This is a genomic window from Mycobacterium sp. (genome assembly GCF_049278535.1).
Taxonomy (GTDB): domain Bacteria; phylum Actinomycetota; class Actinomycetes; order Mycobacteriales; family Mycobacteriaceae; genus Mycobacterium.
In genome coordinates this window covers 1-12,696 of sequence record NZ_JBAPMI010000209.1, presented here as the reverse complement: position 1 = coordinate 12,696, position 12,696 = coordinate 1, and the positions used below count along the sequence as shown (strand labels likewise).

13 protein-coding genes are annotated in these 12,696 nt (G+C 64.7%); 8 read left to right on the top strand and 5 right to left on the bottom strand.

The features are described 5' to 3' along the window. Positions 1–46 precede the first annotated feature (46 nt). The 7 genes from WAO18_RS14310 (at position 47) to WAO18_RS14280 (ending at position 7,428) form a co-directional block, all read left to right on the top strand. Complete coding sequence (locus WAO18_RS14310) at positions 47–976, top strand: LLM class F420-dependent oxidoreductase (RefSeq protein ID WP_422206919.1); 930 nt, start codon at positions 47–49, stop codon at positions 974–976. A 14-nt stretch (positions 977–990) separates the two neighbouring features. Next, positions 991–1,491 (top strand): hypothetical protein, encoded by a 501-nt coding sequence (locus tag WAO18_RS14305; RefSeq protein WP_422206918.1) that lies wholly within the window; start codon positions 991–993, stop codon positions 1,489–1,491. A gap of 59 nt (positions 1,492–1,550) precedes the next feature. Further along, positions 1,551–1,985: a hypothetical protein gene (locus WAO18_RS14300; RefSeq protein WP_422206917.1), complete on the top strand. Its 435-nt coding sequence runs from the start codon at positions 1,551–1,553 to the stop codon at positions 1,983–1,985. Positions 1,986–1,987: 2 nt separating this feature from the next. Further along, entirely contained in the window at positions 1,988–2,407 is a 420-nt protein-coding gene (locus WAO18_RS14295) for a hypothetical protein (RefSeq protein ID WP_422206916.1), read from the top strand. Between the two features lie 190 nt (positions 2,408–2,597). Next, positions 2,598–5,483, top strand: a complete 2,886-nt coding sequence (locus tag WAO18_RS14290) for a heterodisulfide reductase-related iron-sulfur binding cluster (RefSeq protein ID WP_422206915.1) — start codon at positions 2,598–2,600, stop codon at positions 5,481–5,483. Positions 5,484–5,529: 46 nt separating this feature from the next. Next, positions 5,530–6,804 (top strand): pyridoxal phosphate-dependent aminotransferase, encoded by a 1,275-nt coding sequence (locus WAO18_RS14285; RefSeq protein WP_422206936.1) that lies wholly within the window; start codon positions 5,530–5,532, stop codon positions 6,802–6,804. A gap of 141 nt (positions 6,805–6,945) precedes the next feature. Further along, positions 6,946–7,428, top strand: a complete 483-nt coding sequence (locus WAO18_RS14280) for a hypothetical protein (protein WP_422206914.1) — start codon at positions 6,946–6,948, stop codon at positions 7,426–7,428. A gap of 22 nt (positions 7,429–7,450) precedes the next feature. Here WAO18_RS14280 and WAO18_RS14275 read toward each other — a convergent pair whose 3' ends face one another. After that, positions 7,451–7,891, bottom strand: a complete 441-nt coding sequence (locus tag WAO18_RS14275; RefSeq protein ID WP_422206913.1) for a DUF732 domain-containing protein — start codon at positions 7,889–7,891, stop codon at positions 7,451–7,453. A gap of 489 nt (positions 7,892–8,380) precedes the next feature. Here WAO18_RS14275 and WAO18_RS14270 point away from each other — a divergent pair, with 489 nt between their 5' ends. Beyond that, positions 8,381–9,595: a PPE family protein gene (locus WAO18_RS14270; protein ID WP_422206912.1), complete on the top strand. Its 1,215-nt coding sequence runs from the start codon at positions 8,381–8,383 to the stop codon at positions 9,593–9,595. Between the two features lie 3 nt (positions 9,596–9,598). On the opposite strand, the gene rfbA is transcribed toward WAO18_RS14270, so the two are convergent. The 4 genes from rfbA to WAO18_RS14250 form a co-directional block, all read right to left on the bottom strand. Continuing rightward, the gene (gene rfbA, locus WAO18_RS14265) at positions 9,599–10,465 is read right to left on the bottom strand and encodes a glucose-1-phosphate thymidylyltransferase RfbA (protein ID WP_422206911.1); all 867 of its coding nucleotides are present in this window, start codon (positions 10,463–10,465) and stop codon (positions 9,599–9,601) included. A 10-nt stretch (positions 10,466–10,475) separates the two neighbouring features. Continuing rightward, a complete protein-coding gene (locus WAO18_RS14260) occupies positions 10,476–10,844 on the bottom strand; it encodes a nuclear transport factor 2 family protein (protein ID WP_422206910.1) in 369 nt (122 codons plus the stop codon). Between the two features lie 77 nt (positions 10,845–10,921). Beyond that, positions 10,922–12,247, bottom strand: coding sequence for a UDP-glucose dehydrogenase family protein (locus tag WAO18_RS14255; RefSeq protein ID WP_422206909.1), 1,326 nt, complete (start codon positions 12,245–12,247; stop codon positions 10,922–10,924). Between the two features lie 63 nt (positions 12,248–12,310). Next, positions 12,311–12,696: hypothetical protein (locus WAO18_RS14250; RefSeq protein WP_422206908.1), on the bottom strand; the 386-nt coding region annotated here is incomplete at its 5' end.

Genomic DNA, 12,696 nt, shown 5'->3' with positions numbered 1-12,696 from the left:
AGAGCAGGGATACGCGTCAGGCATACGGCCGCCTAGTCTGGCGCTCGTGGACTTTCGGGTATTCGTCGAACCGCAGCAAGGCGCCAGCTACTCCGATCAGCTGGCGGTCGCGCAAGCCGCGGAATCGCTGGGCTTTTCCGCGTTCTTCCGGTCCGATCATTACCTGGCGATGAGTGGTGACGGCTACCCCGGCCCGACCGACTCCTGGGTGACGCTGGGCGGGATCGCGCGGGAGACGTCGTCGATCCGGTTGGGCACGCTGGTTACCTCGGCGACGTTCCGCTACCCCGGGCCGCTGGCCATCTCGGTGGCCCAGGTCGACGAAATGAGCAACGGGCGAGTCGAATTCGGTATCGGCACCGGCTGGTTCGAGACGGAACACCTGGCCTATGCAATCCCGTTTCCGCCGTTGCGCGAGCGATTCGCCCGGCTCACCGAACAACTCGAGTTGATCACCGGGCTGTGGACCGCCCCGGCCGGCGAAACGTTCGACTACGCCGGCGCGCATTACGCCGTCAACAACTCACCGGCCCTGCCCAAACCGGTGCAACGGCCACATCCGCCGATCATCATCGGCGGCACGGGAGCCAAGCGCACTCCCGGGTTGGCCGCGACGTTCGCCGACGAGTTCAACGTGCCGTTCGCGCCGCCGGACACCATCAAGACGCAGTTCGCGCGAGTACGTGACGCCGTCGATGCGGTCGGGCGCCCTGCCGATTCGATGACGTACTCCGCGGCATTCGTGGCGTGCGCCGGCCGCGACGACGCCGAGATCTCCCGACGCGCCGCGGCCATCGGACGCGAGGTCGACGAGTTGCGGTCGAATTCTCCGCTGGCCGGCACGCCCAACCAGATCGTCGACCAGCTCGGACCGTTCACCGAGATCGGCCTGCAGCGGGTGTATCTGCAGCTGTTGGATCTATCCGACCTCGAGCACCTGGGGCTTTTCGCCGACGAGGTGCAGCGACAGCTCTGACGTAGCATCGGGGCGTGCCTGATCTTCCGGACGACCCGAGCGACCGGCCGACCCGGATGGCCGCGTACGACGCCGACGGCTCGCTGCAGCAGGCCCCCGACGACGGCAACCTCGAAGGCGCCGATTCCGCTGAACCCGATTTCGCCCCAGCCCCGTGGTACCGCAATCGTGTGCTGCTCGCCGTATGGGCACTGGCGGTCGCACTCCTTCTTGCCCTGATCATCTACGGCCTCGTCGAGCTGTCGCGCGGTGGCGGGGGCGGAAGTCCGGCCGCCACCACGTCGTCCACGACGCACGCCCGGTCGTCCACCACCTCGCCGACGACCACGACGACCACCCCGTCGACGACCACCGAGGCGCCGCCGCCTGAAACGCCCGAGCAGACACCCGAACAGGTGCCGCCGGCCAACTCCCCCGCGCCGGCTGAGCCGCCGCATCACCATCACCATCTGCCGCACATCCCGTCGACAATCACGTTGCCGCACACCGTGGTTACGCTGCCGCACGGCTTCTGAGACAAGGCCGCCCAGACCGGCGGCAGCCTGCAAGGATCCAACGGCTAGGATCGGCGCACGTGACGGGCTACGGACCTCCAGAGGACCCCAGCGAAGCGCCGACCGGTTTCTACGACTACAGCGGTCAAGACCAAGGCAATCCGCCGGGCGCGCCGCCGTGGTACCGGAAGCCGATCGCTCTGGTCGCGCTGGGCCTATTCGCCGCGATCCTGCTCGGGCTGGCACTGTACTTTCTCGCCGACCAGAGCACTGGAAGCGGTGGGACTTCGCAAACGCCCACCTCGCCGACGACGTCCACCGGGGTGACGACGACCACCACCACCGAGCTACCCGCGACATCCACCCAGCCGGTCGCTCCGGCTCCCACGACCACCATGACCTTCACGCCTACGACCGCGGAGCCGAGCAACACGGTTCCTGCCACCACCCCGCCGGCGAGCACGAGCGTCGACGGCCACCACCATCACCATCACCACGACGGCGGGACGCCCTAGCAATGGGGAACAGCCGGCAGCCGTATGACGGTTATTCCAACGGCAACCGAGGCATCGACGCGACCGAGCGCTTCGACGTCGCGGACGACTCGCGGCGCTGGTACCTGAAGCGGTGGGTTCTGGCCTTGTGGGGCCTGGCGGTGGTCATCCTGATCGCGATCATCATCTACGGCCTGGCCATCCTGGCCAGAGGCGGGGGCGCGCCGACGCCCACCACGACCCACCCGTCGACCACGGCGTCCTCGCACACCACCAGCCCGTCACCGACCCCGTCGTCAACCACTCCAACCACCACGGACACGTCGACGGAGACCATCGAACCCGTCCCGCCGTCGAACACGGCGACCTGGACGCCGCAGCAGCCTCGCCGCCATTGGTGGCGCAGCAATTTGCCCCCGTTACCGCCGATACCGCACTTCTGAGTCGGCGGCGCGCAGCCTGGGTATAGAGCCCGGCGACAGCCAAGTTAGGGCATCCTTCGTCGCGGTAGTTCCCTCGGAGATGTCACTATGAGCAGGCTTACACGGCTTGAGCAGGTGCAGTAGTTAAGTTACCGGCGAGTAGCATCAGTCTAGTTACTCGTCAGTAACAATGGATTTGGGGAGATGCTCCGTGCACACGCAGATGCTGATCAGACTCGTTGTCGGACTGGGCGGGACGGCGATCATCGCTTTGCTCGCTTTGCGCCGAGTGCTATGGCTGGTCAAACTCACGCTTTCCGGCCAACCGGTCAGCGGCCGCACCGACGAGGTGGGCACCCGTGTCTGGACGCAGATCGCCGAGGTGTTCGGCCAGCGCCGCCTGCTCAAATGGTCGATCCCCGGTGTGGCGCACTTCCTGACTATGTGGGGCTTTTTCATCCTCATCACGGTCTACATCGAGGCGTACGGCACCTTGTTCGTGCCCAATTTCCATATCCCGATCGTCGGCCAGTGGGGCGCGCTGGGCTTCCTGCAAGACTTCATTGCCCTGGGCGTGCTGGCCGGCATCACGACGTTCGCCATCATCCGCCTGCGCTCCGAACCCAAGGAATACGGACGTTCGTCACGGTTCTACGGCTCGCACACCGGCGGCGCCTGGCTGATCCTGTTCATGATCTTCCTGGTCATTTTCAGCTTTTCGATTTTCCGCGGCGCCGCCGTCAACACCGGCAACTTCCCCTACGGCTGGGGGGCCTTCTTCTCGCACAGCATGGGCGTGCTCATGCACCCGCTGGGCACCGCCGCCAACGAGTGGATCGAGACCGTCGCCCTACTCGCCCACATCGCCGTGGCGCTGATCTTCCTGGTGATCGTGCTGCACTCCAAGCACCTGCACATCTTCCTGGCTCCGATCAACGTCATCTTCAAGCGGCTGCCCAACGGCCTGGGCCCGCTGCTGCCGATCGAGGCCGGCGGCAAGCCCATCGACTTCGAAAATCCGCCGGACGACGCCACTTTCGGCCGCGGCAAGATCGAGGACTTCACCTGGAAGGGCAACCTCGACTTCGCCACCTGTACCGAGTGCGGGCGTTGCCAGTCGCAGTGCCCGGCCTGGAACACCGGTAAACCGTTGTCCCCCAAGCTCGTCATCATGGACCTACGGGACCACTGGATGGCCAAGGCTCCCTACATCCTCGGCGAGAAGACGGCCGAGCCGCTCGAGGGCCTGGACCTCGAGACCGCCCACGAAGAGGGCCACCACGTCCCCGAGTCCGGATTCGGCCGAGTGCCTGGACACGGGCCCGAGCAGGCGGCCCGTCCGCTGGTCGGCACCGCCGAGCAGGGCGGCGTGATCGATCCTGACGTGCTGTGGTCGTGCGTGAACTGTGGAGCCTGCGTCGAGCAGTGCCCGGTGGACATCGAGCACATCGACCACATCGTCGACATGCGCCGCTATCAGGTCATGATGGAGTCCGAATTTCCCTCCGAACTCGCGGTTCTGTTCAAAAACCTTGAGACCAAAGCGAATCCGTGGGGCCAGAACGCCGCCGACCGGACCAACTGGATCAGCGAGGTCGACTTCGACGTGCCGGTCTACGGCGAGGACGTCGACAGCTTCGAGGGCTTCGAGTACCTGTTCTGGGTGGGCTGTGCCGGCGCCTACGACGACAAGGCCAAGAAGACCACCAAAGCCGTCGCCGAGCTGCTGGCCACCGCCGGCGTCAAGTATCTGGTGCTGGGCACCGGCGAAACCTGCAACGGAGACTCAGCCCGCCGCTCCGGCAACGAGTTCCTGTTCCAGCAGTTGGCCGCGCAGGCCAAGGAAAGCCTGGACGATTTGTTCGAGGGTGTGGAGTCCGTCGACCGCAAGATCGTGGTCACCTGCCCGCACTGCTTCAACACCCTGGGCCGCGAATACAAGCAGCTGGGCGCCAATTACTCGGTGCTGCACCACACCCAGCTGCTCAACCGGCTGGTGCGCGACAAGAAGCTGGTCCCAGTCAGCCCGGTCTCCGAGGACATCACCTATCACGACCCGTGCTTCCTGGGCCGGCACAACAAGGTCTACGAGGCACCCCGTGAGCTGATCAGCGCATCGGGCGCCAAGCTGGCCGAGATGCCGCGTCACGCCGACCGCAGCTTCTGCTGCGGCGCCGGCGGGGCGCGGATGTGGATGGAAGAACATATCGGTAAGCGGATCAATCACGACCGCGTGGACGAGGCGCTGGCCACCGGCGCGACCACCGTGGCCACCGCATGCCCGTTCTGCCGAGTGATGGTCACCGACGGCGTCAACGACCGCCAGGAGGCGGCTGGACGCGAAGGCGTCGACGTGCGCGATGTGGCCCAGCTACTGCTCGAATCGCTCGACCGGGGTTCGATCACGTTGCCGGAAAAGGGAACTGCGGCAAAGCAGGCCGCCGAGCGTGCGGAGAAGGCAACTTCCAAAGCCGATGCCGCTCCTGCTGCCACCGCGACCGCTCCGGCCAAGGAAGCTGCCGAGCCCGAAGTCGCCGCGCCCACCGAGGACAAGTCCGCCAAAGCCGTCACCGGGCTGGGTATCGCCGGCGGCGCGAAGCGACCCGGCGCCAAGAAGGCCGCGCCCAAAGCTGAAGCCGCACAGGCTCCGTCGGCGCCCGAGGATAAGACCGCCGAGGCCAAGGCGCCGGCGGCGCCCGCCAAGGGGTTGGGCCTCGCCGCCGGAGCCAAGCGACCCGGAGCGAAGAAGACCGCCGCAAAGCCGGAGGCCGCAACACAATCCGCACCTGCTGCCGAGCCCGAAGCGAAGGCCGAGTCGTCGCCGGCTCCGGAAGCAAAGGCACCGGCTGCACCGGTCAAGGGACTGGGGATCACGGCTGGGGCCAAGCGCCCCGGAGCCAAAAAGGCCGCTGCCCCCGTACAACCCGCGGCCCCGGCGGCGTCTGAAGCTGAGGCCAAGCCCGAGTCTGAGGCGAAGCAAGAGCCGCAATCCACGCCCGCGAACAGCGATGGCGAGGACGGTGGCCAGGCTTCCCCCGCGGCGCCGGTCAAGGGTCTGGGCATCGCTCGCGGTGCACGTCCACCAGGTAAACGCTGATCAGGCCGGTTGTTGAATTATTAATTAGTTCGACAGTCGTGGCACCATAGTTGATGTGACTACTCATCAGCTGCCCTGGCAGAGCGCGGGTCATCTGCCGCGGCAGCGTACGTTCGCGCAGTCCTCGAAGCTGCAGGACGTGCTGTACGAGATTCGTGGGCCGGTGCACGATCACGCGGCGCGGCTGGAGGCCGAGGGACATCGAATCCTCAAGCTGAATATCGGCAACCCGGCGCCGTTCGGCTTCGACGCACCCGACGTCATCATGCGCGACATGATCCAGGCGTTGCCCTACGCACAGGGCTATTCGGATTCCAAAGGGATCCTGCCGGCGCGGCGCGCGGTGGTAACCCGCTATGAACTTGTCGACGGGTTCCCACGTTTCGACGTCGACGACGTGTATTTAGGCAACGGGGTTTCGGAGCTGATCACGCTCACCCTGCAGGCCTTGCTGGACAACGGCGATCAGGTGTTGATTCCCGCCCCCGACTACCCGCTGTGGACGGCGTCGACGTCGCTGGCCGGCGGCACTCCGGTGCATTACCTGTGTGACGAAACACAGGGCTGGCAACCGGATATTGCCGACATCGAATCGAAGATAACCGAGCGCACCAAGGCGTTGGTTGTCATCAATCCGAACAACCCCACCGGTGCCGTATACGGTCGTGAAATCCTCACGCAGATAGCCGATTTGGCGCGCAAGCATCAGCTGCTGCTACTTGCCGACGAGATCTACGACAAGATCCTCTACGATGACGCAGAGCACATCAGCATGGCAACGCTTGCTCCCGACCTGTTGTGCCTGACGTTCAACGGACTGTCGAAGGCCTATCGGGTGGCCGGATATCGGGCCGGCTGGCTGGCCATCACGGGACCCAAGGAGCACGCCAGCAGCTTCATCGAAGGCATTCACCTGCTGGCGAATATGCGTCTATGCCCGAATGTTCCGGCCCAGCACGCAATTCAGGTTGCACTGGGCGGGCATCAGAGCATTGACGACTTGGTGCTGCCGGGCGGGCGCCTGCTCGAGCAGCGCGACGTCGCCTGGACCAAACTCAACGAGATTCCCGGGGTGTCCTGCGTCAAACCCGAAGGTGCGCTCTACACGTTCCCGCGACTCGATCCCGAGGTGTACGAGATCGTCGACGACGAGCAACTCGTGCTTGATCTGCTGCTATCCGAGAAGATCCTGGTTACCCAGGGAACCGGATTCAATTGGCCTGCACCGGATCATCTGCGCATCGTCACACTGCCGTGGTCGCGCGACCTGGCCCGCGCTATCGAGCGGTTGGGCAACTTCCTGACCAGCTACCGGCAGTAGCGACATCAACCTGAACCCGCCCTACCTTTGACCGCTGCGGGTAGCACCGAATTCAACACGCTGTTAAGCGGCACGGAGAGCCTCACCAACTTCTGGCACAACTTGGCCACTATGAACTAAGGCGGTTGCCAGAAGGGAGACATGAGAATGCCTGGTTTGGCCGCAATCGCGTTGGGATCGGCGCCGATCTTCGGCGGAGCACTTCTGGCGGTCGCCTCGGGCCAATTTGTCGGCCGTGATTTTCGTAATGGAATCAGAGAAGACATGGACTTGCTTGAGCGGTTACCGGAGGACGACGACACCCGTCGCGCCGCACTGCAGCGCAGCATTTCTGATCGGATCGACGACCTGATTGCGTCCAACGAGAAGCGCCGTCAATTCCGCGCTGCTGCGATCGTCTACCAGGGCAACTGGCGTGACATCGTGTTGTTCTTGTGCGCCGTCCTCTTCACGGTGGTGTGGTGGGGAGTCGACCACGACAGAAAGAGCTGGCTGCCGCTGCTGATCATCCTGATTTTCGCGTCAGTCGTCACCGCCGGCTATGCACTGCGCGGTGCGCGCAGGAGTCTGCTGAAACTGTTTCAGCGCAACGACTTTCACGCCCGTGGTGCCGAGCGTCCTTGAATGCGCGCCGCCCGGCGCGCTATCACGAGGTGTCGACGTAGCCGTTCGGGCAGTACACGCTGATCGCGGCATCAGCGAAGTTCGATGCGGTATTTAGCGACATGCCGGGCGAACCCTGAAGTATGTCCTGGATGATCTGCTGTTCGCTCTCGCCGCCGACGTAGCGTGCACACACCCGTCGCGCGTCGTTGATCGCGGCATCGGTCGATCGCTGTAGCTGTAGGCCTTGCGTCCCCAGTTGCAACAGGAACTGGCCATCTCTGTCGGTGTGGCCGCTCGGCGGGTCGGCCTCAGACGCCGATGACGCTTGCGAAGTGGGCGAGATGTGGGCCGACCGGAATGGATCGTGCTTGGTCCGGCCAATAACGAAAACCGCCGCGATCGCGCCGACAGCAAACACCAAACCGGCCACCAGTGCCAGGCCAGGAAGTGCCTGCGGGTTAGGTGGCGGTGTCGAAGTCATCTCGATATGTCCAGCGTATGTGCTGTTCAACTGCTAGTGTGGCACCGCTAGCTGAGCGTCTCCAGCAGATTTACTGACAGATTGCAGCGAGCTAGCTGTGGATCCGAACGCCGCCGCAAATCATTTGAAGTTTCTATGAGTTCGGCATTCCAGCGCGCGTCGCAATGACGATTCGGCGCACCATGGGTTACATCTCTGCCAATGTTTCCGCCTCGTTGGCATCCCACACAGCAGTGGTTGCGCGAGTTGGTCTGTGGTGCACACGAGGTGATCGCAGGGGGTGCCCCGGCAATCCCCCACGCAACCTACGCATCGGACAAGCACTGCCGATCCGGATAGATCGTTTTTCATCGAAAGGAGAGTTGCGATGTTCTCTGTTGCAAAGCAGGCACAGTCGCCCGCGGCAACGGCCGACCGCAACCGGTCTTGTACATCGCCGATTCCCGGCACATTGCACATCTCGATCCCGGCTAGCTGGGAACGCTGACCATGGACTTTGGCGCGTTACCACCCGAAATAAACTCTGGGAGAATGTATTCCGGCCCCGGCTCAGCACCGCTGCGAGCGGCATCGGCAGCGTGGAATCTACTCGCCGCGGAACTGGAGTCGGCAGCAAACCAGTATCAATCGACAATCAACGTCTTGGCTGACGACGAATGGCGTGGGCCGACCTCGGCGACGATGGCGGCCGCTGTCGACCCCTACATCACCTGGATGAGCAGCACCGGGGCCCAGGCCGAGCAGACCGCGTCACAAGCCTCGGCCGCCGCGAGCGCCTACGAGGCGGCATTCGCGATGACGGTTCCCCCGCTGCAGGTTGCGGCCAATCGCACACAGCTGGCGATGCTGGTCGCGACAAACGTCATCGGCCAGAACACCGCGGCCATCGCCGCCAACGAAGCGCAATACGGCGAAATGTGGGCACAAGACGCCGCAGCGATGTACGGCTATGCCGGCAGCTCGGCGGCGGCCTCAACGGTCAAGCCATTCAGGCAGCCGCCGCAGACCTCGAATCCGGGTGCGCAGGCGATCCAGGGTTCCGCGGTTACGCAGGCAAGCGCCAGCGGCACCGGAACCGCGGTGCAGTCACAGCTGCAGCAACTGGTCTCCACCGTTCCGTCGTCTTTGAACCAGCTCACCTCCCCGGTGTCTGCCGCTGCGAACCCGCAGGGTTGGCTCGGCGCGTTGCTCGACTTCCTGGACGGCGCCGACGGAAACTCCATCGGAACCTTTCTGAACTCCAACCTGGTGAACGGTGTCGTGTCGGGCTCGTACGTCAGTCCGGCGATCGTCGCGCCCGCGATCTTCAGCGGTATGGCCGACATCAACTCGTTGACGCCAGCCGCCGAGTCGGCTCCGGGAGGCGCCGGCGTCACCAGCATGATCACCCCCCAGCCGCCGGCGCCGGTGAGCACGCCGAGCGTGGGCGTTTCGGTGAACACGTCCGGCAGCACACTGGTCGGCAAGCTGTCCGTTCCGCCGGCGTGGACGGCGACGGCGCAGGTGGCCAACCACAGCGGTGTCACGTACGCCGGTGGCGGCTGGACCAACGCGGTAGGCCCGACCGGCGGCGGCACCGGAGCCGTACCGGCCGGCATGCCCGGTATGCCGGGTGCGGCCGGCGCCAGGTCCGGCGGATTCGGTCACGGTCCCCGCTACGGAAACCGCCTGACAGTCATGGGGCGCCCGCTGTCGGGTGGCTGACCCTCAGCGCCGCTCCAGCAGCTGCAGCAGGTAAGCCCCGTAGCCGGACTTCAACAGGGATTCGGCGCGCTGGGCCAGCTGGTCGTCGTCGATGAATCCCATTCGCCATGCGACTTCTTCGGGGACGCTGACCTTCAGACCTTGCCGACGTTCCAGCGTGCGGATGTAATCGCAGGCGTCCACCAGCGAGTCAAATGTGCCGGTATCCAGCCACGCGGTGCCACGGGCAAGCACCTCGACGACCAGGCGTCCTTGATCGAGGTAGGTCCGGTTGATGTCGGTGATCTCGTATTCGCCACGGGCGGAAGGCTTCAGGTTCCGGGCGATCTCGATGACGTCGTTGTCGTAGAAGTACAGGCCCGGAACCGCGTACTGCGATTTCGGCGTGGCCGGCTTCTCCTCGATCGACAAGGCGATGCCATCGTCGCCGAATTCAACGACACCGTACGCCGACGGATTGGCCACCCAGTAGGCGAAAATTGCTCCGCCGCTGATACTTTGGAAGCGTCGAAGGTCGGTGCCTAATCCAGGACCGTGAAAGATGTTGTCGCCCAATGCCAAAGCGACCGAATCGGACCCGATGTGGTCGGCGCCGATCACGAATGCCTGAGCCAGTCCGTGGGGTTGATCTTGTACGGCGTAGCTGATGTTGATGCCAAATGAGCTGCCGTCGCCGAGCACTCGGGCAAACGCGGGCGCATCGGACGCGGTGGTGATCACCTGAATGTCGCGTATCCCAGCCATCATCAGCGTGGACAGTGGGTAGTAGATCATCGGTTTGTCGTAGACCGGCAACAGCTGCTTGCTGACACCCATCGTGATCGGGTACAGCCGCGTACCCGCACCGCCGGCCAAAATGATCCCGCGCATCTCCTACTCCTCAGTCGACGAGATCGGCATCGGTCAGCTCGGTCGCGGCCAGCGCGGCTGCGAGATTGTCGTGACGAAATACTGAGGTGACGTGGTCATGCACCACCCGAAAGGCTGACGCGATGGTGGAACCGGATTCGCCTGGGCCGCCGATCTTCTGTTCGACGACGACGACGCCATCGTGGACGAATATCCTGCCCACTTCGGCTTGGCCGGGGTGCGTGCTTGCCCATTGACGCAACGCGGCATGGCCCTGCGCGGCGCCGTGCGCGTCGCCGACTTCGATGTCATCGCTGGACAGTGCCACCAGGGTGTCGACGTCAGACGCATTCAACGCGTCATGCCATGCCAATACGGTGGCCATCTCCGATGTGGTCATGGAGTGAAACGTACCGCGTGCGGCCGGAAAGGAGTGCGTTCGAGGCGCGGTTTGGCTCGAAGAACTCGACCGCGCGGTCAGGCCACCCGGCGACCGAGGCAGTGCACACTCCAACCGGCTTGCTGCCACTTGTGCACATCGAGGCAGTTACGGCCGTCGACGACAACGCGGGCGCGCACCCGGTCGGCGAGCTGGTTGGGATCGAGTTCGACGAATTCCGGCCACTCGGTGAGTACCAGGACCGCGTCGGCGCGATCGCAGGCTTCCTCCACCGATACCGCGTAATTCAGTGTGGGAAAGAGCCGCTGGGCGTTCTCCAGCGCTTTGGGGTCGTAGACGTTGACCGCCGCCCCGTTGAGTTGCAACTGGCCCGCGACATTGAGTGCCGGCGAGTCACGCACGTCGTCGGATTCGGGCTTGAACGCGGCACCGAGCACCGCGATGTTCGCGCCCAGTAACGAGCCGCCGCACGCTTTGGTGGCGAGTTCAACCATGCGGGTACGGCGCCGCATGTTGATGTTGTCGACTTCCCGCAGGAAGGTCAGCGCCTGGTCGGCCCCAAGCTCGCCAGCCCGCGCCATGAACGCTCGAATGTCCTTCGGTAGGCAGCCGCCACCAAAACCCAAGCCGGCGTTGAGGAATCGGCGTCCGATCCGGGGGTCATGCCCGAGCGCGTCGGCGAGCAACGCTACGTCGGCGCCAGCGGCTTCACACACTTCGGAGATGGCGTTGATGAACGAGATCTTGGTTGCCAGAAAAGCGTTCGCAGAGACCTTGACCAGCTCCGCGGTTTGCAAGTCCGTCACCAGGAAAGGAACCCCGGCGTCCAGCATCGGGGCATACAGCTCGCGGATCGCGGCCTCGGCGCGCGTCGAATCATCCTGTACGCCAAGCACAATGCGATCGGGCTGCAGCGTGTCGTGCACCGCAAAGCCTTCGCGCAGGAACTCCGGGTTCCACGCCACTTCAACGTCCACTCCCGGACGGGCAGCATCACGAGCGCGCTGGACAAGCTCGGCGGCGGTCCCGACCGGAACCGTGGACTTTCCGACGATCACCGCCGACCGTGTCAAACGCGTTGCCAGTGTATCGATTACGGCGTGGACATGACTCAGGTCGGCGCCGTATTCGCCTCTCTTTTGCGGAGTGCCCACCCCGAGAAAATGCACATCGGCGAATTCGGCGGCCAGATCGTAGTCGGTAGTGAACCGAAGACGGCCCGCTGCAATGTTGTCGCGCAACATCTTTCGCAGCCCGGGCTCGTAGAACGGAACGTCGCCAGCAGCCAGCTTGGCGACCTTACCTGGGTCGATGTCGACGCCGAGAACCTCATGCCCCAGTTCGGCCATCCCGGCGGCGTGGGTAGCACCCAAGTATCCAGTACCAAAAACGGTGCACCTCATACACCTGTGTGTAAGTCGCCGCAATGAGCTAACGGCATCGCTCTTCTGAGCGGGGGGCAAACGTCAGGTGACGGTTTGCCGTCGGAGGTTAAAAGCCCAGGCGGGGCGTACCGAATCCGTGACCAAAGCCACCATGACCAAAGCCACCATGGCCGCCACCGCCGAAGCCACCACCGCCGCTGCCGTGGCCGCCGCCGCCGCCCGGGAACCCACCACCGCCACCGGGGCCCGGGTAACCGCCGCCGCCGCCACCACCGGGAGAGCCACCGCCACCGGGATAGCCGCCGCCACCACCGTGACCCCAGCCACCGCCACCCCACGGTCCCAGCCGGGGCCCGCCGAAAATCGGCGGAATCGGAACGGGCACGGGAACCACAGCGGGGGGCGGAGCCGGAGCGACCGGAGGCGGCGGAGGCGCGACAGGTTCTGGCACGGGTGCCGGCGCAGCG